The organism is Pristimantibacillus sp. Z349TD_6 (genome assembly GCF_056173205.1).
In genome coordinates this window covers 3054160-3076708 of record NZ_CM149662.1, presented here as the reverse complement: position 1 = coordinate 3076708, position 22549 = coordinate 3054160, and the positions used below count along the sequence as shown (strand labels likewise).

The 22549-nt window shown below is 42.3% G+C and carries 19 protein-coding genes and 1 pseudogene; 5 read left to right on the top strand and 15 right to left on the bottom strand.

What is annotated here, in order from left to right; genetic code table 11:
- Nucleotides 1-125: 125 nt before the first annotated feature.
- On the top strand, nucleotides 126-2051 hold the full coding sequence (locus AC0VYE_RS13030) for a glutaminase domain-containing protein (protein ID WP_475448460.1): 1926 nt from the start codon (nucleotides 126-128) through the stop codon (nucleotides 2049-2051).
- A 125-nt stretch (nucleotides 2052-2176) separates the two neighbouring features.
- Here the strand turns inward: AC0VYE_RS13030 and AC0VYE_RS13025 are convergent, their stop codons facing one another.
- From AC0VYE_RS13025 to AC0VYE_RS13010, 4 genes are all read right to left on the bottom strand, one after another.
- A complete protein-coding gene (locus AC0VYE_RS13025) occupies nucleotides 2177-2884 on the bottom strand; it encodes an aspartate/glutamate racemase family protein (protein ID WP_475448458.1) in 708 nt (235 codons plus the stop codon).
- Nucleotides 2885-2927: 43 nt separating this feature from the next.
- Entirely contained in the window at nucleotides 2928-3311 is a 384-nt protein-coding gene (locus AC0VYE_RS13020) for a nuclear transport factor 2 family protein (protein WP_076270156.1), read from the bottom strand.
- Between the two features lie 35 nt (nucleotides 3312-3346).
- Entirely contained in the window at nucleotides 3347-3874 is a 528-nt protein-coding gene (locus tag AC0VYE_RS13015; RefSeq protein WP_076270157.1) for a GNAT family N-acetyltransferase, read from the bottom strand.
- 101 nt (nucleotides 3875-3975) lie between these two features.
- Nucleotides 3976-4854 carry a LysR family transcriptional regulator gene (locus AC0VYE_RS13010; RefSeq protein WP_339208447.1) on the bottom strand — a complete coding sequence of 293 codons (879 nt, stop codon included), beginning with the start codon at nucleotides 4852-4854 and terminating at the stop codon, nucleotides 3976-3978.
- A gap of 148 nt (nucleotides 4855-5002) precedes the next feature.
- Between AC0VYE_RS13010 and AC0VYE_RS13005 the strand changes: the two genes are divergently transcribed.
- On the top strand, nucleotides 5003-5881 hold the full coding sequence (locus AC0VYE_RS13005) for a DMT family transporter (protein WP_475448454.1): 879 nt from the start codon (nucleotides 5003-5005) through the stop codon (nucleotides 5879-5881).
- 116 nt (nucleotides 5882-5997) lie between these two features.
- Here the strand turns inward: AC0VYE_RS13005 and AC0VYE_RS13000 are convergent.
- Nucleotides 5998-6170: pseudogene (locus AC0VYE_RS13000) on the bottom strand (transposase); the annotation flags it as partial.
- Between the two features lie 420 nt (nucleotides 6171-6590).
- On the bottom strand, nucleotides 6591-6959 hold the full coding sequence (locus AC0VYE_RS12995) for a DUF4180 domain-containing protein (RefSeq protein ID WP_475448452.1): 369 nt from the start codon (nucleotides 6957-6959) through the stop codon (nucleotides 6591-6593).
- A gap of 231 nt (nucleotides 6960-7190) precedes the next feature.
- On the opposite strand from AC0VYE_RS12995, the gene AC0VYE_RS12990 reads away from it, so the two are divergent.
- On the top strand, nucleotides 7191-10229 hold the full coding sequence (locus tag AC0VYE_RS12990) for a family 43 glycosylhydrolase (protein WP_475448450.1): 3039 nt from the start codon (nucleotides 7191-7193) through the stop codon (nucleotides 10227-10229).
- A gap of 84 nt (nucleotides 10230-10313) precedes the next feature.
- Here AC0VYE_RS12990 and AC0VYE_RS12985 read toward each other — a convergent pair whose 3' ends face one another.
- Both AC0VYE_RS12985 and AC0VYE_RS12980 read right to left on the bottom strand, forming a co-directional pair.
- A complete protein-coding gene (locus tag AC0VYE_RS12985; RefSeq protein WP_076270544.1) occupies nucleotides 10314-10622 on the bottom strand; it encodes a hypothetical protein in 309 nt (102 codons plus the stop codon).
- 106 nt (nucleotides 10623-10728) lie between these two features.
- Nucleotides 10729-11607 carry a helix-turn-helix domain-containing protein gene (locus AC0VYE_RS12980; protein ID WP_475448448.1) on the bottom strand — a complete coding sequence of 293 codons (879 nt, stop codon included), beginning with the start codon at nucleotides 11605-11607 and terminating at the stop codon, nucleotides 10729-10731.
- A 116-nt stretch (nucleotides 11608-11723) separates the two neighbouring features.
- On the opposite strand from AC0VYE_RS12980, the gene AC0VYE_RS12975 reads away from it, so the two are divergent.
- Complete coding sequence (locus AC0VYE_RS12975; RefSeq protein ID WP_475448446.1) at nucleotides 11724-12506, top strand: phytanoyl-CoA dioxygenase family protein; 783 nt, start codon at nucleotides 11724-11726, stop codon at nucleotides 12504-12506.
- A gap of 86 nt (nucleotides 12507-12592) precedes the next feature.
- Here the strand turns inward: AC0VYE_RS12975 and AC0VYE_RS12970 are convergent, their stop codons facing one another.
- The 5 genes from AC0VYE_RS12970 to AC0VYE_RS12950 form a co-directional block, all read right to left on the bottom strand.
- Entirely contained in the window at nucleotides 12593-14035 is a 1443-nt protein-coding gene (locus tag AC0VYE_RS12970) for a serine hydrolase domain-containing protein (RefSeq protein ID WP_475448444.1), read from the bottom strand.
- Nucleotides 14036-14160: 125 nt separating this feature from the next.
- Nucleotides 14161-14970 carry a type II pantothenate kinase gene (coaW, locus tag AC0VYE_RS12965; RefSeq protein WP_475448442.1) on the bottom strand — a complete coding sequence of 270 codons (810 nt, stop codon included), beginning with the start codon at nucleotides 14968-14970 and terminating at the stop codon, nucleotides 14161-14163.
- Between the two features lie 48 nt (nucleotides 14971-15018).
- Nucleotides 15019-15738 carry an SDR family NAD(P)-dependent oxidoreductase gene (locus AC0VYE_RS12960; RefSeq protein ID WP_475448440.1) on the bottom strand — a complete coding sequence of 240 codons (720 nt, stop codon included), beginning with the start codon at nucleotides 15736-15738 and terminating at the stop codon, nucleotides 15019-15021.
- Nucleotides 15739-15973: 235 nt separating this feature from the next.
- Nucleotides 15974-16792, bottom strand: coding sequence for an alpha/beta hydrolase (locus AC0VYE_RS12955; protein WP_475448438.1), 819 nt, complete (start codon nucleotides 16790-16792; stop codon nucleotides 15974-15976).
- A gap of 44 nt (nucleotides 16793-16836) precedes the next feature.
- Nucleotides 16837-18444: an ADP-ribosylglycohydrolase family protein gene (locus AC0VYE_RS12950; protein ID WP_475448436.1), complete on the bottom strand. Its 1608-nt coding sequence runs from the start codon at nucleotides 18442-18444 to the stop codon at nucleotides 16837-16839.
- Nucleotides 18445-18666: 222 nt separating this feature from the next.
- Here AC0VYE_RS12950 and AC0VYE_RS12945 point away from each other — a divergent pair, with 222 nt between their 5' ends.
- Nucleotides 18667-19557, top strand: a complete 891-nt coding sequence (locus AC0VYE_RS12945) for an AraC family transcriptional regulator (protein ID WP_475448434.1) — start codon at nucleotides 18667-18669, stop codon at nucleotides 19555-19557.
- Nucleotides 19558-19621: 64 nt separating this feature from the next.
- On the opposite strand, the gene AC0VYE_RS12940 is transcribed toward AC0VYE_RS12945, so the two are convergent.
- Complete coding sequence (locus AC0VYE_RS12940) at nucleotides 19622-21595, bottom strand: glycosyl hydrolase family 28 protein (protein ID WP_475449556.1); 1974 nt, start codon at nucleotides 21593-21595, stop codon at nucleotides 19622-19624.
- 44 nt (nucleotides 21596-21639) lie between these two features.
- Nucleotides 21640-22536 (bottom strand): carbohydrate ABC transporter permease, encoded by an 897-nt coding sequence (locus AC0VYE_RS12935; protein ID WP_339208431.1) that lies wholly within the window; start codon nucleotides 22534-22536, stop codon nucleotides 21640-21642.
- Nucleotides 22537-22549: the final 13 nt, after the last annotated feature.

Genomic DNA, 22549 nt, shown 5'->3' with positions numbered 1-22549 from the left:
TCTATTGTGATAACCTCTATTATCAGACCGTAATTTGTATGATAAATTGTATATTACAGCAACAGATAACATTATTCAATCGTTTTGCATTTCATTCATTTTCATCTAACTTAGGAGGAATTACTATGATTATGCGAGCTCCAGCTGTCCCACTTATAACTGTAGATCCTTATTTTTCTGTTTGGTCTATGGCGAACGAACTGAACGAAGCTGACACCAAACATTGGACGGGCCAACCTCATAAATTAGTCGGTACCGCTGAGGTTAACGGAAAAGAATATTGTTTTATGGGCGGCAACGATAATGGTATAAAAATGAAACAAACAAGTGTAGATATTAATGCATTATCCAGCAAATATCGTTTTACTTCTGATGAAATCAATTTGGTAGTTACGTTTACTACCCCACTTCTAATGGATGATTTAAAGCTTATGTCTAGACCCGTGTCTTATATTCATGTACAAGCCGAATCTAACAATGGCGAAGCACATGATGTGACTATAAAAATAAATGTCGATGATGAGTTATGTCAGAACTTTAAATATGAATTCCCCGTCGATTACAAAGATATTAGCGAGCCAGGTTTCACGTGCGGCAAGATTGGAAGCAAATTTCAAAATGTTTTAAATAAAGCTGGTGATGATCTTAGAATTAACTGGGGTTATTTATACCTCGCTTCTAAGCATGAAAAGGCTTCTGTCATCGATGTAGCCAATACACATGAATACGGTACGGTAAGCCATAACATTGAGCTGTCTATCCCTGTAAATACAGGTGAAAACGCAAATGCGCTTTTTGCTGTTGCATATGATGACATCAAAGCGATTGAATATTTCAATGAGCCGCTTAATGCTTATTGGAAAAAAGACGGTGAAACCATCGAAGATGCCTTGAAGCAGGCTTTATCTGAGTACGACAACCTATTTAAAAAGTGTGAACAATTCTCATCCACTCTATTTGCAGAAGCTGCAGAATCAGGCAACGAGAAGTACGCGGAACTAGTATCATTAGCCTACAGACAAGCTATTGCAGGTCATAAGGTTTGTGCGGATACGGATGGAAACGTTCTCTTTATATCCAAAGAAAATTTCAGCAATGGCTGTGCAGCTACGGTAGACGTTACGTATCCATCCATACCGCAATTTTTAATTTACAACCCAGAGCTCGTTAAAGGGATGCTGCGCCCTATTTTTAAATACGCTGCTACTGATATTTGGTATTATGATTTTGCACCACACGATGCGGGAACCTATCCACTCGTTAACGGCCAAGTCTATAGTCACGGCACATGCCCTACTTGGCAAATGCCCGTTGAAGAATGCGGCAATATGCTGATTTGCACAGCTGCTGTTGCGGTCACGGAGAATGATGTATCTTTTGCCAAAGAGAACTGGGACCATCTTGAGAAATGGTGCAATTATTTAATTAACAATGGTGTAGATCCTGACAACCAGCTGTGTACGGATGATTTTGCAGGGCATCTCGCGCATAACTGTAACTTATCGATTAAGGCTATTATGGGTATCGCAAGCTTTGCGATTCTAAACCGTATGGCTGGAGACGAGAATAAGTCAGAGGAATTAATGAATGTTGCAAAAGGAATGATAGATAACTGGCTCATCATGGCTGCTAATGAAGACGGAACCTATCGTTTAGCATTTGATCGTCCTGATTCCTTCAGCATGAAATACAATGCGGTATGGGATCAATTATTCGGTCTAGAATTGTTCCCTAAAGATACATTTAAAGCTGAGACTAAAGCCTATTTGGAGAAACATTCAGGTGAGTTTGGCCTCATGCTTGATAATCGTGACACTTACACCAAATCGGATTGGATCGTTTGGAGTGCGACGCTCTGCGACAATAAGGAAGATTTCAATTCCATTGTAGACCGCCTCTGGCATGCATATGATAAAACCGAGAGCCGCGTTCCAATGAGCGATTGGTATTCAACAAGCACTGCCAAGATGGTAGGCTTCCAAAACCGTACCGTTCAAGGCGGATTATTTATTAAAATGCTTATGGATAAAGAGATTTGTAAAATCAAGTAAATCGTATGATAAAAGGCGACCGTTAGCGGCCGCCTTTTATTAATTTTATATGATGTTCCATATGCACTAGATAGTCGCGAATAAGCCATTCCAATGCCATAAGTTGTTGATATCAACTCTGAACGTTAGCGAAAAATTTCCTCACTTAAAGCAAAGTCAACTGCACACTCCGCATGAATTCTTGCTGTATCATATAATGGGACAGTGCAATTTTCTTGCGATACGAGCAGTGTTATTTCTGTACACCCAAGAATAATAGCTTCTGCTCCCTGCTCACTAAGTCGATTTATGATCTTTAAATAAGATTCTCTGGATTGTTCGTTTATAATTCCAAGGCAAAGCTCATCATAGACGATGTCATGTATAATCTTTCGCTCTGACTCATTAGGAATAATGACATCAAGCCCAAACTTTTCACTTAGTCTTCCCTTATAAAATTGCTGTTCCATTGTAAAAGCCGTACCAAGCAAAGCAACCTTTTTTATTCCATCTTTAATTATTTCATTTGCTGTTGCATCTGCGATATGAAGCAGTGGGATGGATACAGCATCCTCTACTTCTTTGGCCATTTTGTGCATCGTATTCGTACATATTATAATCAGCTCTGCTCCGGCTAATTCTAGTTTTTGTGCACAATCAATCATGATCTCAGTTGCTTCGTCCCACTTCCCCTGTTCCTGGAGCGTCTTGATTTCTTCGAAATCCACTGAATACATGATACTTTTTGCAGAATGAAGTTTCCCTAACTTTTCTTTTACCTTTTGATTAATGGTTTGGTAATAGAGCACAGATGACTCCCAGCTCATGCCGCCTATCAGACCAATTGTCTTCACGGTGAAGCACCTCCAAAGAATGTAATTCTGTTAGCCGTTATTGTTAACTATAATCTTCTATCATAAAAATTTTTCCGTCTACCAGCCCAAATATTGATTTCCCTTTTAACTGTATTTTGTCTCCCGCGCTTAATCCGTTAGGCAAATCAACAGCAAGTGTTCCTTCATAATCAATCTGCACTTCTACTTTGTCCTCTATAGCATGAACGCTCATAATAGTCTGACAGCGGCTAGAGAACATCTTTGAGGATTTTTCCGCCAATTGTATAAACTCTTGTATACCTCTAGTTTCAGTGTTAATTTCGCCATTGGAAACATTCCTGAATATAATATCGTTATGCAAAAACTTAACCATTCCCGCTACATCTAACGAATTATAAGCAGCAACATAATGATTAATGATTGCTTTATCCTCTTCACGAACCATAATCACTGTCACCTCACCTTTTGAAAGTGACTCTTCTAAACATATTCATTTTCTAAAATGGAATATTGATAGGAATCATGCCATTTCTCGTTATGGCGCATATGCTCCCTAATATGTCCTTCATATTTCATCCCTATTTTTTGCAGCACTTTAGCCGATCCAATATTATCTGGGCGACAAGTAGCAAAAATGCGATGAAGTTTGAGCTCATGGAATCCAAATTCAAGCAAGGCAGCCGCAGCCTCTGATGCGTAGCCGCTTCCCCAATAGTTATGATTAAAGCAATAACCAAGCTCTCCTTGTGAAGGTTTGATGATGTGAATTCCACAACCACCGATCAACTGATTGTTCTCTTTCATGACCACTGCGAGTTCATAACCAAGTCGAGGCTGTTGCTTTTGCATATCAGCTATCATATTCATATAATTTTGTGTATCCTCTTTCGAGTTTGGTCCCCATAACATGTACTTCACTACGACCGGATTCGATGCATACACATGTATATCTTCGAAATCATTGGTTACAAAATCTCTTAAAATTAACCGTTCCGTCTCAATGATCACAATCAGCAACCCCCTTGGTTATTTAATTTTTAGTATATTTTACTATGAAATTCCTTTAAACTCTACTATCTTCCTATTCTTTCGTTCGATCAGCCTGATTCTTATTGCTCCCAATTCTCCAACCATTGCTGGACATAATTCACGAATCGCCTTGCGGAAGGCGATGCATTTTTCATGGATTGGACGGCAATTCCGAGTGAACGGTAGCTGCGCTCCTCGAGTTCCATCACGCAGACCTTATGGTCGCGCCCTTGAAGAACAAGCTCAGGCAGGATACTGACGCCAAGCCCATTCTCCACCATGGCTATAATCGCAAAATCATCCCCTAACGAAAACTTAATATTGGGTTTAATCGACGCGTGATCTAGAACCCGTCTGACATCATAATCAGAACCTTCGCTCGAAATGATGAATGGTTCATTTTCGAGTTTGGCTAATGGCAAATAGGACAGCTCACTTAAAGGATGATCCAGCGGTAAAATAGCCAGCATTCGGTCCTTCTTTAGAGGAATAACCTCAAATGTGCCGCGAGTTGGAATAGATATGAAGCCACAGTCAATTTGACCTTCTTCAATCCAGCTTTCTATTTCCTGATAGTCGCCCTCCATCAGCTTAATTTCAATAGTCGGATACTCTTTCTGAAACTGCTTAATCATGCCAGGAAGCCAATGAACCGATACGCTGGTGAAGGTGCCTATACGGATTGTACCTGCCTCCAAACCATGGATCGATGACACGACCTGCTTCAATTGTTCGTTCCAGTTTAATATTTCACGAATTGGCTTTAGCATCTGCTCTCCATTTGCCGTTAATTTTATCCCTGACCGTCCTCGGAGCAGGAGGGCAAAACCCAATTCTATTTCCAGGCTTTTGATCATATGGCTTACGCCCGATTGCGTGAATCCTAACAGATCAGCAGCTTTTGTCAGACTCCCTTGTTCAACTACTTTCATGAAAACTTCGTATTTATTTATACTCATCGATAGCCCGCCTTTAACATGAGATTTACTAATGCATATCATAACAAACATTCAATATACTTGTTAATCCTTCCTTAGTATACTGTGTTAGTACTTGGTATCCACCCGGTTCGATTACTAACACTTGCTAAACAAAGGATGGTACAGATTGAAGCCGCTGAAAGCCGATTTTCTTATTTTAATGATTACGTTATGTTGGGGTTCATCCTACATTTTTATGAAGCTGGGACTGAATTCGATTGAAGAATTTAATTTGATTGCTCTTCGCTGCGGGTTTGCGTTCCTTTTATCGGCCGCCCTCTTCCACAAAAGCTTGCGTCATACCGACCTGAAGACGTTAAAATATGCAGCTTTGCTTGGATTATTATTATTTGGTGTATTTACAGGCATTATGTTTGGTCTAAAAACGACCACAACTTCTAACGCCGGATTTTTAATTAGCTTAACCGTTATATTTGTCCCTTTAATTTATGTCACCGTGTTCAAGAAAAAACTTAAGCTTAGCCTCGTCATTGGGGTTTGCCTTGCTATTATAGGTATTGGATTTCTTACATTAAACAGCGAGCTACGAATATATCCGGGAGATTTCTTATGTATTATGGGGGCCCTATTGTATGCCATACATATTCTAATTACCGATTCTGCGGCGAAAACAACGAATACGTTGAACTTAGGCATTTTACAATTGGGATTCGCAGGTGCTTATGGCTTGTTCTTCTCTTTCCTATTCGAAACGCCCAAACTTCCTAATACATCAGAAGGATGGATAGCCGTACTCGTATTAAGTATCGTGTGCAGTGCATTTGGCTATGTGGTTCAGCCTTTAGCTCAGAAATATACGACTCCTATCCGTACCGGGCTTATTTTTTCGCTCGAACCGCTGTTTGCTGCTTTGTTCGGGTTTGTGTTCATCAATGAAATATTGCCATTCAAAGGTTATATCGGCGCAGCGCTTGTATTACTCGGTGTTCTCGTATCCGGATGGCACGGTAGCAATAAGAAACAGAAGCAATTAGCTGTTTCATGAGAAAAAGGGGCTGTCCCATAAGCATCAAGCTCGCTGAGGAATAGCACGCTTTGAAAAGGGAGTATTGGTAGCAGTACAGGAGAGCTATTCCTGTACTGCTATTTTTCTATTCTGGTCTATGCTTGCTTCATAGGATTATGGGCAAGCGAAAGCCACCCGACCTCCAGACTTACCTTAGGTAAGCTGCGAAGCGGAAACGCCGGAATCCTTGGTTATTCTTTATCTGCCCTAAAATACTTTCGGGTTCGATCATTCGTCTTACCGACAGCGAATATCCTTCCTCGCTATTTCCCTTGCTTGCTGTTTGTAGCGCATAATAACTCAGACTGACCATATCCAGCATCAGCGATGATCGTCGTATGATTGTAATGTGCGCGAACCGATAGTGGAGAGTAAATAAGTGTAAAAGTGCACCTGTTTTTAACAAACAAGATTGGAATGTTGCAAATAGGTGTACTAATACCTCTAATTGATCAGATTTGAAGAAAATTTGGTTAAATAAGTGCATTTCGGCACTTAGATGAAGATGCTGCAGGCGCTGCAGCAAAAATCTTTGCATCAGGGAAACATCCCCGTTTTCAAATGAAAGGACTTCAAATTCCACTGTATAGTGGAGCTTGAGGTCCTTTTTCTCGATGAAAATAATTTCTAAGTAGTGCTCAAAAAATCGCAAAATGACTTTTGAGACAGCCCCTTTTTCTTTATAGCATTAATTGACATTGTGCAGTGCGTCGAGTGCAGCTTGTTTATCTTTTAGAAAGAAAACCTGCTTGCCTTTATTGCATTCATAAATAAAATCCTTCAAGCTTTTGCTTTCATAACCATCAAAATCTCCAACGATTGCGATTTTGACTTGATAATTCGTGTACTTCTGCAAAATCTCCCCGGCAAGCTTTGTTTTTAAATCAAAAAATTCCTCTGTTATATTCGCTTTATGGATCAATAGTTTATGGCAGCCATCTGTATAATTCACAGTTGCCATCAAGTCCAGTGCCCCTTGCACGTCGCTTATTACAATTTCTGTGCTCTCTATAATCGCAACTTTGGAATTTCCCTTCTGATCAATCTCTATTTCCATTATTACTCCACCTTTCGCTAATATTCCATACTTTAACACAAACCCTCCATCTGATAAATAAAAGGACAGAAAAACGCAAAAAAAGCCCGTATTTTACAAATCTATAATCGATAAAAAATGGTAAGTTTGAAGCAATCAATAGGACGAGAAAAGGAGGTAATTTGAGAAGCAGCTATGGAGTAATACTTCCCTACTTTGCATGATAAGAATGAGAAATCAGGAGGCTTAACGATGAAAAGAGTACTAGGAATACTTTTGGCCATGTTTGTTTTTGCAGGCACGATTGTTATACCCGCAAATGCTCGTGCTGCTGATGCAGCAGTGGACGGTCATGGATTGCTGGGCGAGTTTTTTAAATGTGAAAAGAACCCTAACAATCGTGAAGATATTACTATTTTTAATTTTAATGATTTTCGAGGAGAAAGAGCGGTCTCCAATCTAAACGGCGATTCTTTTGCAAGCATTTTCAATCAGCTCTCAGGAACCCCCGATTTTAATACAGCACGTTTTACAGGTACAATCGTTCCAAAATATTCAGAAGACTACACCTTCCATATGGTTGGTGATGATGGTTTCAGACTATGGGTTAATGGAGCATTGATCATTGACTTCTGGCAGCAAGCATGGGAAAAACCACAAGTTAGCACCTCCATTTCATTGGAAGCAGGCAAGCATTACGATATTAAAGTTGAATACTTGCAAGGCTGGGGAGGCACTTGGCTTAAGATGGAATGGGAAAGCGCTAGCCAAAGCAGAGAGGTCGTGCCAGAATCAGCACTTTATATGCCTACAGATCGTGTACTCACGACTAAGAAAGCTGATTTGACCGCAGAAATTCAAAAGGTAGATTACTTAACAGAAAACTTTGCAGACAAAGTAGCAGAAAGCGTAGTAAACAACTTAAACGCTGCTAAAATAACTGCGACAGAGCTTCTTGCCACTATTGATGACAAAGAAATTAGTGATTTAGATAAGGTTGGTTTGCTCGATGATGCCATTAAGAGCGTATCGATTGCCCGTTCTGACTTTATGAAAGAAATGGGAGTTACTAGCTCCTCCGTATCTGATAAATTTAACAACCCGCTGTATCAAGGACAGGACCCCTTTGTAACGTACAAAGATGGTTTTTATTACTTTGTTTCTTCAAGCAATTTAGACTCCAACAATAAAGTTTATGTATCCAAGTCTCGTACCCTGTTAGACCAAGGCGAAAAAATTATGGTATTCGATTCCCAAGGAACACAAACTCGGATTTTTGCACCTGAGCTCTTCTTCTTTGATGGCAAATGGTATATCTATTATTGCGCTGACTTAAAAGAGTTTGATTACAAGCATATGGCAACGGTTTTGGAATCTGTGACTGACGACCCGCAAGGAGCGTACGTAGATAAAGGCGCCATATATGCAGGTGAAAACGGCGTTTATAAACAAGCCAATGATTTCACGGTCTTCGACTACAAAGGACAACTGTATGCAGTTTGGGGCACTTTAGGCTCCGGCGAACCCATTGGCCCGGCAATTGCGCCAATGGATAACCCCTATACAATTACTGCAGACCGCTCCTTCCTGCCAGGCGGCGGAGGTGAAGGCCCTCGTGTATTGCAAAAGGATGGGAAAGTGTTTATTACTATGTCCGAAGGTGATTATGCATCAAATGGCTATCGTTTATCTTATTTTATGAATACCGATGGCGATTTTTTGAACCCGGATTCTTGGACGCGCACAAATGATGTTTTCGTTGCTACAGATGATGTATCCGGCCCTGCCAGAGCAGGTTTTGTCAAATCGGCAGATGGCAAGGAAGATTGGATGATTTATCATTCGCGCGTATATCAAGATACTGGGCGCAACTGGTGGCGGCAGGTCAATATTCAAAAATTTGATTGGAATGCAGATGGAACACCTCATTTCGGCATACCTGTATCGCCATATGAATGGCAGGACTTGCCTTCTGGTGATTTAGGACTCGGAGAAATGTATCAAGCAGAAGATGCTATTCTTTATGGTGATATTACGAAAGACAACAGCCATGCAAATTATCAAGGAACGGGTTATATTAACCTGCCAAAAAAAGCTGGTGCAGAAGCTAGTTTTGTAGTGAATGCGGCTGAAGATGGTGATTACATCGTGGGTGTTAGATACGCTTATGGTGTGCAAGTCGATGGTGAATCCACAAATAATCCTACGACACAGTTGCCGGCAAGAGCAAACATCAATGTATATGTAAATGGCATACAAGTAAAAACGATTGGCCCAGATAAAACGGCGATCAGCTGGGATGAATGGTTTACCGCTTCTGAGCGTTTACGCTTAAAGGCTGGCAAAAATGTGATCAGCTATCGTATTGATAATGGTTCGATTGGCAATGTGAATTTGGACTATTTGACGATGTATAAGGCCGATGTTCCTAACCTCAATCCCCCTGCTGAAGACGAATTAACAGGGACACTTGCAGGTGCTTCTCAAATATCATTAGGTAAAAGCTTCGAAGTAAATTACGGGTTAACGTATGTTTCAACTAAATCGGAAGATGCCATTTATGCTCAGGATCTCACATTTGATTATGATGCCGACAAGCTCGCATTTGTTTCGGCGGAGTCCATAAAGAATGGTCTTATCGTTATTGATTCTAAAACGGACGTCCCCGGACAGATTCGGATTTTGCTTGCTAGTCAAGGTGCAGACCATGCTGTCATCGCCGATGGAGAATTGCTTAAATTAAACTGGAAAGCGATTAAAGAGTCACCTAATACGAGTATTACACTCTCGCAAGCGAAGCTTGCCAATTCAGCAGGCTTGGAGACGACACTTGCTCCTGTCACGCATAATCTTAAAATCACGAGCACGAATGAGCTGAACAAAGAAGCTTTGAACGCCTTAATTGCACAATCAGAGGCAGCCGTTCAAGCAGCCGTGGAAGGCAGTTCGCCAGGACAATACCCTGTTGGTTCCAAAGCCGCTTTGCAAGCAGCGATTAATGCAGCCAAAGCAGCAGCCGATAAAGCAGTAAACCAAGCGGAAATTGATCAAGCGGTTACCGCCTTGAATCAAGCACTGCAAGCATTTAAAAACGCAGTCCATGTCCCAACATCAGGAGACACGAATTCAGATGGAAAAGTGACCGTTGGTGATCTCGGCATTGCAGCAGCCAGCTATGGCAAAAATTCATCTAGCCCTGATTGGAATGCGGTCAAAAAAGCGGATATCAACCATGATGGCATTATCGATATTGTTGATCTAGCCTTTATTGCAAAAACGATTGTACAATAAAGTTATCAAATCAATCATCAATTCAAAAAGCCTCCTGCCAGTAAAATTACTTTACTGATCGGAGGCTTTTTTTCATATTGCTTCTTACCCTTCCACCACGTCCGCACCCAATTCGCTCGCAACCTCAATCATCTTAGGGATCACGGCTTCATTCGTTCCGGACACATATATATCTCCCTGATAATGCCTGAATGGAATCGTGATATCGCCATAGCTCCACATAAAAAAATCACCATCAATAGACATCGTGGTTTCCCCTTTTACAGTGAAAACGGATGTATACGAAAAATCAGGTTTGGCAGCAAAATAACTTTTGCACTCTTCCAAAGATATGTTTTGCTCCGAATGGTTCTGCTCTTGCATTGTCCTTGTAATTCTATAGCGTTGACTCATAAAGTTACCTCCACTATTGTTCTTATGCTGATCAGCCAGTTAGTCCAGCATCCTTAACCTTACACTCTTGCTTCCAGATATTCAACCAATCCTGCCATAAATAACGCTACAATCCATTGCGGAACTGTCTTGGCGTCATACTCATGTGTTTGCGAAAAATCCGATTGAAGAAGCTGACATCTTGAAATCCGGAACTATATGCGACATGTACAACCTTGTTGCGATGATCCTTCAACAATTCGCACGCATGCCTGATTTGAAGGGAATGCTTGTAGTCCATGAGGCTCATGCCTGTCGCTTTCTTAAATTTTGCCGTGAAGGATGATACGCTCATGCCGCAGGTTTGGGATAGCTGATTCAACGATAACGGCTGTCGATAATTTTGTTCTACGAAATGCAAAATAGAACTCATCCATTCCTCTTTCGGCAGCGGACTATTATTATTGTTCTCGTTGTTATCCTGATAACGACTTAACAATACCAAACACTCGATCCAATTTGTTTTTATGACGAGCTGATAACCTACCGGCTTTTCATAAAACTCCTTGTAAATTTTTTGGAGAAGAAATTCCAATTGCCCCCGCTGATGCTCGTTCAATGAAATATACGGTACAAAAGAGGCGTTTTTCCTTAGAAAAGGAGCGAGATAGAAGAAATTAATGAAGGCGGGTATTTGCAGCAGGACGCCTAATTCCTTCTGAAGCAGTTGTTTCTCAAATAGGAGATTGTATACGATCGTTTCTTCCCCATCGGTGTTAAAGTAGCCATGATAGGTTTGCGGCTCGATGACGAATACATCACCGGTTGCAAGCGGATATCGTTGATCGGCCATTTCATGCAGCGCTCCGCCCTTAACCACATACACAAGCTCAACAAAATCATGTGTATGCGCAGGAATGACCTCACCTTTTTTTATTTGATAGCGCTGTATAAAAAAAGGAAACTCTCTGTCCTCGAAAAAAGCATTTCCATTTAGAATAGACATTTCAAGTCCATCCTCCTTAGCAGATCGTCCTACTTTTTTTGTAGATCATCCAAGAATTCGAACAGCTCCCTGTCGTAAAGTAAACCTAAGAACTTTATATAAAAGGGAGAATGGTTATGTTGAATGATAAGAGGGTTTTGACTGAAAAGCAAATCATTTTTTATCGGGAAAACGGTTTTGTTCAAGTGGATAATGTACTTTCCGAGGACGAGCTGCAAGAACTGAGGACGTATTTGGAAGAAGCAATGCGTGATACTACAGGGCGTTCCATTCAGACGGACCAAGCTGGCGGCTCTTACTTCAAAGTGCTGAATCAGCGTGTAAACACATGGAGAGATCATGGCGGGATGGCCCGGTTCGTGTTAGGCAATCGTTTTGCAGATATGGGCAAGCAGCTTACTGGATTCGAAGGAATCCGTTTATTTCATGATCATGCCCTCTTGAAGATGCCGAATGATTCCAAGCCAACGCCTTGGCATCAAGATTGGCCATATTGGCCGATGCAGGAAAGCGGAGCATTCTCTATTTGGATCGCGCTGGATGATGTGGATGAGAATAACGGCTGTATGATGTTTGTTCCGAAATCGCAAAAAATAAAAAATTTAAAAAGCATCGACTTAGTTGCTCCAAGTGATATATTTGCCGATGCAGGAGCTCAAGACGTGGATAGAAACACTGCGGTGGTCGTGCGTATGAAAGCCGGAAGCTGTACCTTTCATGACGGGTTGACGTTCCATTATGCGAATGCCAATCATACCGATAAACCGCGGCGCGCGCTTGCTATTATTTTCATGCCGGATGGCACCATATTTAGCGGAAAGCCGCACAGCTGTACGGAAGGTTTGGGTCTAGCAGCTGGGGACCGCATACAAGGCGGATTGTTCCCGAAACTAGCATAAAAGATAAATTTCAAACAACTTATCAATAATGTTACGTTAATCACAGTTATCTCAAAAAAAAAAGCCGCATTCCATGCGGCTTTTAACTATTTCACTTCCGTTTTCCGTCCACGAATTTCAGACTTTTCAGCTAATACATTTGAGTTTTGACTTAATACAACGTTGTCACCATCAAATAAAATGTGGACATGAATAGAGAAAGGCGTTTCGATTAACCTCAAGGTCAACTGAAGCTTGTTTTCCTGCTCCCAAGCAAAGCTGCCAACGAAGCGTTGATATTCTCCCTGAAACAGAGGCGTCGTTCCCTCTACCCAGGCACCTCGACCAAGCTTAATCGTATATTCAATATCCTCCTTGCTCAGAAGGACAACGGCTGTATTAGCCTCGAAGGATATAGAAATGCTTTTCCAAAGCGGTTCGTTTTGTTCGAGCGTATATTCAATTCCGTCAATGATGGCTTCCAACGGTGAATCCGGCGGCAGCTGCGGCAGTGGTAGCGCTAGCTGCTGCAATTCATCCGCAAGCTTCGAATGTGCATCCTGATTTGCAGGAAGTGACGAAGATTCCATTGCTGGGAGCAAGTGATCCCATACCGCATCCAGGACACCTTGCAAATCATTTGTACCGCTTGTCATTGCCAGCACCGCATTTTGCTCCGGCATTACGATACAAAATTGACCGAATGCACCGTCACCGCGGTACACTCCGTGCCGACATCGCCAGAACTGGTAGCCATAACCTTGCGCCCAGTCGCTCACTCCACCGTCTCCGTTGGATATTTGTGCTGACGTTGCTTCATCAACCCAATCCTCCTGCAGCAGCCGCTGTTCATTCCACACGCCTTTCTGCAAATATAGCTGGCCAAACTTAGCGATATCCTCCGTGGTGATGTTTAGTCCCCAGCCGCCAACATTAATTCCCCGAGGACATGATTCCCATGTCGCAGCTTCAATGCCAAGCGGTTCAAACAACCGCGGCTGCAAATATGCAAGCAGCGTTTGACCAGTCACCTTCTGCAGTATGGCTGCCAGCATATATGTAGCTCCGCTGTTATAGACAAAATGTGTACCCGGTGCATGCTCAACAGGAGCATCAAGAAACGCCTTGACCCAATTTCCATCTTCACACTGCTGCAGCTTACTTGTTGTATCCTGATCATGGCCTGTTCCCATCATCAGCAAATGACGGATTTCCATCGCAGCTAAATTAGAATTTATCTCGGCTGGAACATCCTCCGGAAAGAACGATACAACCGCATCGTTTAACGACAATTTCCCTTCTGCAGCAGCGAGACCCATGGCAGTTGAGGTAAAGCTCTTGCTAAGCGAGAACAGCATATGAGGAATATCAGATGCATAAGGCTTCCACCATCCCTCTGCTACTACCTGTCCATGTCTAAGCAGCATAAGGCTATGCAGTTCCAGCTTTTTTTCTTTTACAGTATTTAAAAAGGCAATTACAGCAGCGGAGGGTATTCCTTGTGCTTCCGGCTGACTTCTGGGTAAATGAAGAGTAGTCCGTTCCATCATTTCATTCCTCCTTTATACTACTAACTTACTGCAACTTCAGAGGACTGGCAAGCATTTTTGTTAGCGCTATCATAGATGTCTCGTTGAACTATCATTTCCTTGAATACTCTACTTGCTAGCTGAGTTTATTTACTCACATTCAGCAAAGCGCCGATGGCACCTGAATACTCCCCATTTTCGAGAAATATAGGATTTGCCCCTCTAAGCCTCGTATAGCTTTGTACCACTTCTTTAAGAAATTCATTTCGAATAAACGACGAGCCGATGAATACGACAGAGGATACGCCGTATTGTCCAGCCGCAAGAACACTAACGGTCGCCACCGTTTCCCCTACCATTCCAATGACAGAAGCTAGCAGTTCTTCTTGTTCCAAATCTGCTTTCGATACCATGGGGTCAACATTCCCGAAGTTGCTGGCTGTTAAATCTCCTGGTATAGGGGGCACTGTCCCCTTATAAATTTGACTTACCTTCAAATCTATACGCTCTCGTATACCTTTAGCTGCTAAAGGTACAATGCTGTCATAGTCAGTTATTCCTGTAAGCAGCTGTGATAGCCCCATCATGGTGCCGCCGCCGACCCCGGTACCGCCGACGCGCTGCTGCTCGCTTTTGTTTATATGGTGAATTGAAGTTCCGGTACCAACATTCGTTAATATGTATGACTCCTCCGTTATTCCACACGTTGCAAGAAGATATCGCACACCACTCGATGTTGCTTCAAATTCAACGATTTGTTCCGCTTTTTGACTTAATAACGATTTCAAAAAAGTAGCTTTACCGCCTGTCGTACAGATTTTAATGTTATCTAATCCGTTTATCCAAGAAGCCACTTGCTCCAAATCAGCAATAGGAAACTTTTCAAATTCGAGCAGATCATTTTTCATATAGGCGACTTTGATAAGTGTCCCGCCAGCATCAATTCCAATATTCATCTTGATTTGTCATCTCTTTTCTCCCATTACCATGCTTTGTCCGTACAATCATACACTCGTGCTGAGCATGGCTGGAATATTTATTTCTTTCACACAGGAAGCCCTTGAGAGATTCATCACACATTTGACCAAAGATACAATATCCTGAAGGGGGATCTGTGTCCCATTATAAGCCGATAAAACCTTCTCTATTCCATCTTCATATGGGATCTGAGTTGCAATTTCGCCTGGGTTTATACACGTAACACCTATTCCGTACTTCTTCACATGCTCCCGCAAGGAATTGCTTATTCCACGCAATCCGAATTTCGAGGCAACAAATGAAATTTGTGTACTGTCATTATTTTCGAGACCTGATGTAGATCCGATGAAGAAAATTTTTGCGTTGTTTGATTTTTTTAAATTCGGCAGCAGCTTCTGGACACAAGTGATTGCAGAGGTCACATTTACATTTATAATTTTAACAATTTCGTTAGGATCATCCTTCTCAAAATCGTAGTCATCCATAAATCCTTTGCTTTCCCATATCCCAACATTATATATGAATACGTCTATGACGACATCACGTAATCTACTCGCAATTTTATCGCTTGCTTCTGCTAATGCCAGATCAGCTTCAATCCAATAGCGATGAACACCATCGTTAAGTTCCATACGATTCGGACAGCTTCTAGAAACTATCCATACGTTATCTCCCGCTTCCGGTAATCCTTTAACGAATGCTTCACCGAGTCCTTTACTCGCTCCAAAAATAATAAAGTTTTTCATATGATCCTCCCATGGTTTTATTTCATTATCACTATTATATTCATATACTTTATATATAACAATGTTTAATTAATGAGAAAATCAAGTCTAAAAAAGTGGGCGGTGCGTTCTACAACACCATGATCCTTTTCAAGCTCGGCCACCCTCTATTTGAAATCAACTAAAAACAAGCAACAGCTCCTTATCATCATTCGATAGGAGCTGTTGCTTGTTTTTAACGTTGCAAAAATATTATTTATGGAGCTTTTCCCTCTACGACTCTCCAGCCTCGTTTTTTCAACCATTCCCTGCACAGCAATGTCCACGTTCCGACACTTGCATCGTTCTCGGCTAATCCCATACCATGCGGACCACTCTCGAACATATGCAGTTCAGACGGAACATGATGCCTGTTTAATGCTTGTGCGAAGAGAAGGCTGTTCTCCACCGAAACGGCCTCATCGTCTGCCGTATGCCACAAAAAGGCAGGCGGAGTATCCGCGGTGACTTGCAGCTCATTGGATAAGTCACGTCTTTGCTCCTCAGAAGAAAATTCCCCAAGTAAATTGACCATGGAATGATGATGACGGAACTCACCAAAACTGATAACGGGATAACATAAGATTAGCAAGTCGGGGCGACTGCTTTCCCTCTCAATTGGATCAAGATCCACCATACGCCCTCTGTCGTAATGTGTTCCAACTGTGGACACAAGATGACCTCCTGCGGAAAAACCTATCACACCTACTCGTTCCGCATCAATATTCCAGTCTTTTGCATGATGACGCACATATCGAATGGCACGTTGAGCGTCAAGCATTGGAACAGGATATTTATAGGGCGCGAACCGATACTTCAGCACGAAAGCAGAAATGCCTATACTGTTAAACCAGTGCGCGATCGGCTCACCTTCATGATCTGCCAGCATGCCATAGGCACCGCCTGGACATACAATAATAGCTGCTGTAGGAACAGCACTTTCAACCAAATAAGGAGTTAATGTTGGGTCTCCTTGCGGTTCTCCACTAATAATATGAGGTGCACCTTTTGGCCAAATCACTGTCGGAGTTGTCATTTGTTTAGCCTCCAAGCTGTTTTGGTTATGTTTTAGCAGCTAGATTAAATAACTGATCGGATCATGTGGGCGGCAGGAGCCTTTGAACGATCCTCCACAAGAGATACAGTTTCTTCTTCGGCAGTTTGGGGCACATTCAACAAAACGATTGGAATTAGCCCCTTCGTAGGCCGACCAGCCGATGTGATCTCGACGATCAGATCATACCGCGGCTCCTTTAATGCATGAGGCGTCAACTCGAAGAAAAGCTCATTATAGCCAACATTGCAGTGATACTGCTCAAGCGGTACGCTAATATTCGGTCCAGGAGACACGGTCCAACCCTCCGGCAAATGCCATTTGACGTTTAACCACTGCTGTATAAACAGCTGATTATCCAAGACAAGGCGGAACCGTTTTGGCTGAGCCTCCGATACAAAGGGTTCATTCCGATAATCCAAATAGACCGAAAAGATTTGAAAGTCATAGTGGACCATAAATGGGCTTTGCTTGAACAAATCGGAGGTTTCACGATAAACCCAGCAGTTTACTCTTTTCGGATGATTGTATAAATCCTTATCCTCTTTAGTCTCGATTGTATATCCGCGTTCCGCATTTACATAGTCACAATACTCGCTTCCAAGAAAAATCGGTGTCAGCTTTAAGATGCGATCCGTAAGTTCCGTCACCGTCTTCGGGATCTTTAAGCCTTGATCTCCCAGATTGATGCATAAGGTTTTGATCTCGTCCCCAATAGGCTCCAGCCATTCCGACGGCACACGCTCAGGCTCGCCAATAATCCCCAGAATGGCGCCAAGTGTTGCCGCTGTACAATCGGTATCTTCACCGCAATTATTCGCGATACAAATGCTTTTGCCAAAGTCGCCTTCTCCGTAAAGCCAGCCGATGATAGTAATTCCAACGTTGCTTGGCGCATCCCAGCCCATTTCCCCGACAGGAACTTCATCCGTCAACAGTTCCGGAGTCATCCCGATAATACCGAAGCTGCCAGGAAGCTCAGTCAGCACACGAATTCGAGCTTCCTGCCAGCTCATACCCGAACGATAACATTCTATAACTGTCCGAACCGCTTTTGCAGATCCGCAATCATCTGGAAGGTATGAAAGTCCGATGTCGATTAACTTATACGTATCGCTCTCTACGAAAGCGGCGCTTTGGATGGCTGCGAAGAACACTTCCGCATAGACACCCTCGTGACTGTGATCGACAACCGCATCTTCAAAAGCATATTTCACAGCGATATCCGGATGGCCGGGTGCGAGACATGCCCATATCTCCGAGCGAATAAAAGCCCCATTGCTGTCACGGAATTTATTGTTTACATAACCGGATAACGGCGGCACGATTCCCATCCGCATATTGTTTTTCCCTGCACCGTATTCGGCCCAGTTAGGAACGATATAAGACAGCCAATATTCGCCCAATATTCGTGAATTAATCATTTTCCCGTGTTTCTCTGCTGCATTTAACCACACCAATTGCAAATCCAAATCATCGTTAGGAAGGACTCCTTGCGTCAGATCATGGGTGTAATAAGTAACATCAAGCACCCCGCGTTTGCATTCAAATGGCGCTCCGAGCGTCCCTCCGACGTTTTTCCCGATCCAACATCCGCGCACTTTGTTCTTATACTGGTCTAATGAAATTTTCATCGTTGCACCTCTTATTCTCATAGTGGTTACATCAATGAGTTTATCAACGAAACAGTACGAGAAACATCGACATTGTTAAGGTTTAAAAATAAATAATGTTAAAAAAAACCGTTCCATTTCATCGATTCTATCGGTTCATATTCGTATGTTCGCAGTGTTGTCAGAGGTACCATAATCTCCTATAATTAATTGATCATATTGAATAGGTACGGGAGGGATTTCATGTCTTTTTTTACGATGTCGAGGCTCGCGAGCCTTGATGTGAGATGGGCTGGCATACAACAGGGCAATGATAACCTCTATATGATGGAGCATTCCAATCCTTTTTTTGAACTGATGGTCGTTGCCGAAGGACCCATTTATCTGCAAGTGGAATCCGAACAGCTGGAGCTGAACTCCGGAGATATCTTCATTTTAAAACCGTGGGAGCGGCATTACAGCTGGAAAAAAACGAACCCCAAAGCCAATTTCTTCTGGGTTCAATTTTCCTGCACGCCTTCTCTGAAGGAAGTCGGAGACTTGGCATCTGGCATCGATTATTCGCTGCTGGAGCACCAGGATCTACGTACCTTTGAATATGAGCATGTCGATGAATTGATCCTGCCTAGGCATTTTCAATTCCCTCGTCCTTATGAACTTCTTTCCCAATTCGAAAAGCTGCTGGAGACCTTCTCAAAACCAGAAGTATACTTTCGTTTTCGCTCAACGCTGCAATTTGCGCAAATTTTGGAATCCATTGCTTTGTCCATTTTAGTCGAATCCAAAAATCAGCGTTACATTCCCGAATCATTTGTTATTTATCGGAAATTGGTTCGTCTATTAGATGAAGCATACACCGACAACCTGTCAAAAGAAGAAATAGAACGCAGCATGGATCGTACGTATGAATATTTGTGTCAAATCTTTAAGAAATATTCAGGTACAAACATCATCAAATATACGAACATGTTAAAAATTCAAAAAGCAAAGTTTTTATTAAAAAGTACAAATCGATCGGTACAAGAAATCTCTCAAGATGTCGGAATCTCAGACACCTTTTATTTCAGTAAATTATTTAAACAATATGAGAAAATCAGCCCTACCGCTTTCCGTGGACGCATGCATCCTTCCTGATAGCAAACACAAAAAAACCTGCCCATAACAGGCAGGTCAGCAGCTTATTTTCCGTTTTTTGATGCTATTTAAATTTTATATCCGAATACTTCCCCTTAAATTCGATAAACTGTTTCATGTTAGTAGAAGACAATAACGTATTGTTTATTTTAAAACGGTTAAATACGATCCCGCTGACATTATGGCTGTCGTCAACGCCGCTTATAAGAGATTTTCGCGGAAGCTTGCCGCGGTAGATAATGTTGTTAAAGGAGACGTTGCTCACAGAACCAGGCGCAATTCCAGCAGCCATCTCATCTGTCTTGATTTGAAAAAGCATAGAGTCCCCCGGAGCTTCGAACTCATCGATATGAATATTTTTAAAGGCAATATTGCTTATCTTGTTCCCTCCTGTTGCCCAAATTTGAATCGCACCATTATATTTATTCAGATCCCATACGCCTCGTTGATTCAAAATATAGATATTCTCAAAGTTAACCTTATCGATCGTCGCATTTGGCGTATCTCCCAAGCCTAGCAAAATAGGACGAGCATTATCTGCCCAGAATATAGAATCTTTCACCGTTATATTTGAACTCTCACCATAATGATAAATGACAAAATTATCGTCCGTCGTTCTTATGAAGACGCCTGAAACCTGCGCATTTTTGCTGCCTGAGAGGTGAATGCCATCAGCATTAACCATCGAACCGAAAAAATTTATGTTTTTGATCGACGTTTGATCCGTAAAGTTCATAACGACTGACCACATCGGATAATCGATCAGTGTAATGCCTTCTACCTTTGAATTAGTGCTTCTCGTAATCCATATCGCCCCGCTTCGTCCCTCAGCGTAATTTCTAGGCCGCAAAAGATCACCACCGTACATGATACCTCGGCCTTTAATTGTAATGTTGCTCAGATCATCTGCAGAAATTGACCCTTTGACAAGCGAGCCTGGTGCCAAATAAACAGTCGTATCGCTCTGACTGATATAAAACGCTTCTCCAGCATGCCAATTGCCATAACCGGTAGACGACATATAATGAGTAGAATCATTGCCGTCAGTCATGTTGGAGTAACTGGGGAATGCCCCATTTACCGCTTTGCCCTTTGCAATATTTGTAGAATCGTCTCCCTTTTTATAAAGCTTAAATTCGCTTGCCAATGATGTCATTACATAATGACTTGATCCGGTATTACCTAGTAGGACAAGCTTTACATATCTCGCGTTCACGCTGCTCAATAAATCGGTGACTGTTCCTTCCTTATTATTCTCATACCCATCGTATACTTTTACATACGGGTCGTCTTTTCTCTCCTTGGCCTCAATCACAAATCGTTGGGGTCCTTTTGCAAACCACTGGGAGTCGGTTAGCTGCTGCACCAAATCAAATTTTTCCAGTTGAACCGTTTCCTCGAGATCAAGCTCAACCCACATCCCTTTGGGCAGCTCGTGCTCGCCTGGCTTAAAATAATACGTATCTTTTCCCGTTGGCAAATAAAGCGGGATCGGGTCGCCAGGATTTATGACATAAACGTTTGCGGCATTCTGTGAAGGCGCATCATTCTCAGGCGTGTTTGAAAGGATGTGCAAATTGCCCTCACTCCAGCTGCCATTCACCATAATGGTGGGCTTTAATGGAGCTTTATTATTTTGCGTGAGCGAAAAGATTAATGTATTTCCTTCTGTTTTTTTAGCATTTATTCCATAAGCCGAAGGGCGTATTTCATAATCTTTGATTTTATCCGTGTTATAAGTTACCTTAAACTCAACTGTACCTGTAAAGTCTACGTTAACCATAGCTGCATCCGTAGGTACATCTTGCTCCTTCTGCTCACCGTTCTTTACGTTATAAACATAAAGCTCCTTCCACGTTTTCTTGCCATTCTCTCTTATCCAAACCGAAAAGCTCTTGTTTTTTTGCTGCCAATCAGGCGTTTCCCAAGTAACGATTTTGGAAGAGATCTGCTTATTTTCCTGACTCACAGCATGCGCCTCCCCAACATTCAAAAAGGTTGCCATCAAAAAGAGCACAAGCAATAGCTTCATCTTCATCACAAACCATTCCTCCCGATATGAAGTCATAATAATTCTTGAATCTATCCTTTCACGCTGCCCAGCACGATGCCCTTCATGAAATACTTTTGCAAAAACGGATACAGAACAAGCACAGGCAGTGCTGCTAGAAAAATTTGAGAAGCTTTGGTTGTACGGTCGGATACCTCAGCTAACGCCTTCATATCTTCCGCTGTCAGGTTTCCCCCTGCGGTAAACAACTCCGTGCTTACAACAAGTGTCTGCAGATACGTCTGCAACGGATAATTCGTAGGAGAGTTCATATAGATCAGTCCATCAAACCAGGCATTCCACTGGCCTACGCATGTAAACAACAAAATTGTCGCCAGTGCAGGAATCGAGATGGGAACCATCATTTTCCAGAGCAGTTGCCACTCTGTACATCCATCAACAAGTGCAGCTTCCTGAATTTCTTTTGGTGTACCGCGAAAGAAATTCAGCAGCAGCACGATGTTGAACACCGCCACAGCGCCTGGAAGTACAAGTGCCCAGATCGTATCAAGCATATGGTAATTTCGAATGACCATGTAGGTTGGGATTAATCCCCCGCTAAACAAAATGGTTACAAAGAAAAACCAAACATAGAAGGTTCGCATCGGAAAGTCCGTCCGTTCCTTCGACAACGGATAAGCGGAAATAACAACCACCAATAAACTGATAATCGTACCGAGAACAACCCGCACAATCGAAACAAAAAGCGACTGTAAAAATTCCGGTTTGGACAGTGCGTACTTATAGGAGCTCAGCGTAAAATCAACTGGCCACAGCTTGACTGCCCCAGCCGTAGCCGCCGAGCTTGAGCTAAACGACAGAGCTAATATATTAATTAGAGGAAGCAAACAAACAACAGCTAACGTAATAAGGAAAACATTATTGCAGATAAGAAAAACTTTCCGTCCCAGTGAATCATTGATGTCCATAACGGTCTCTCCT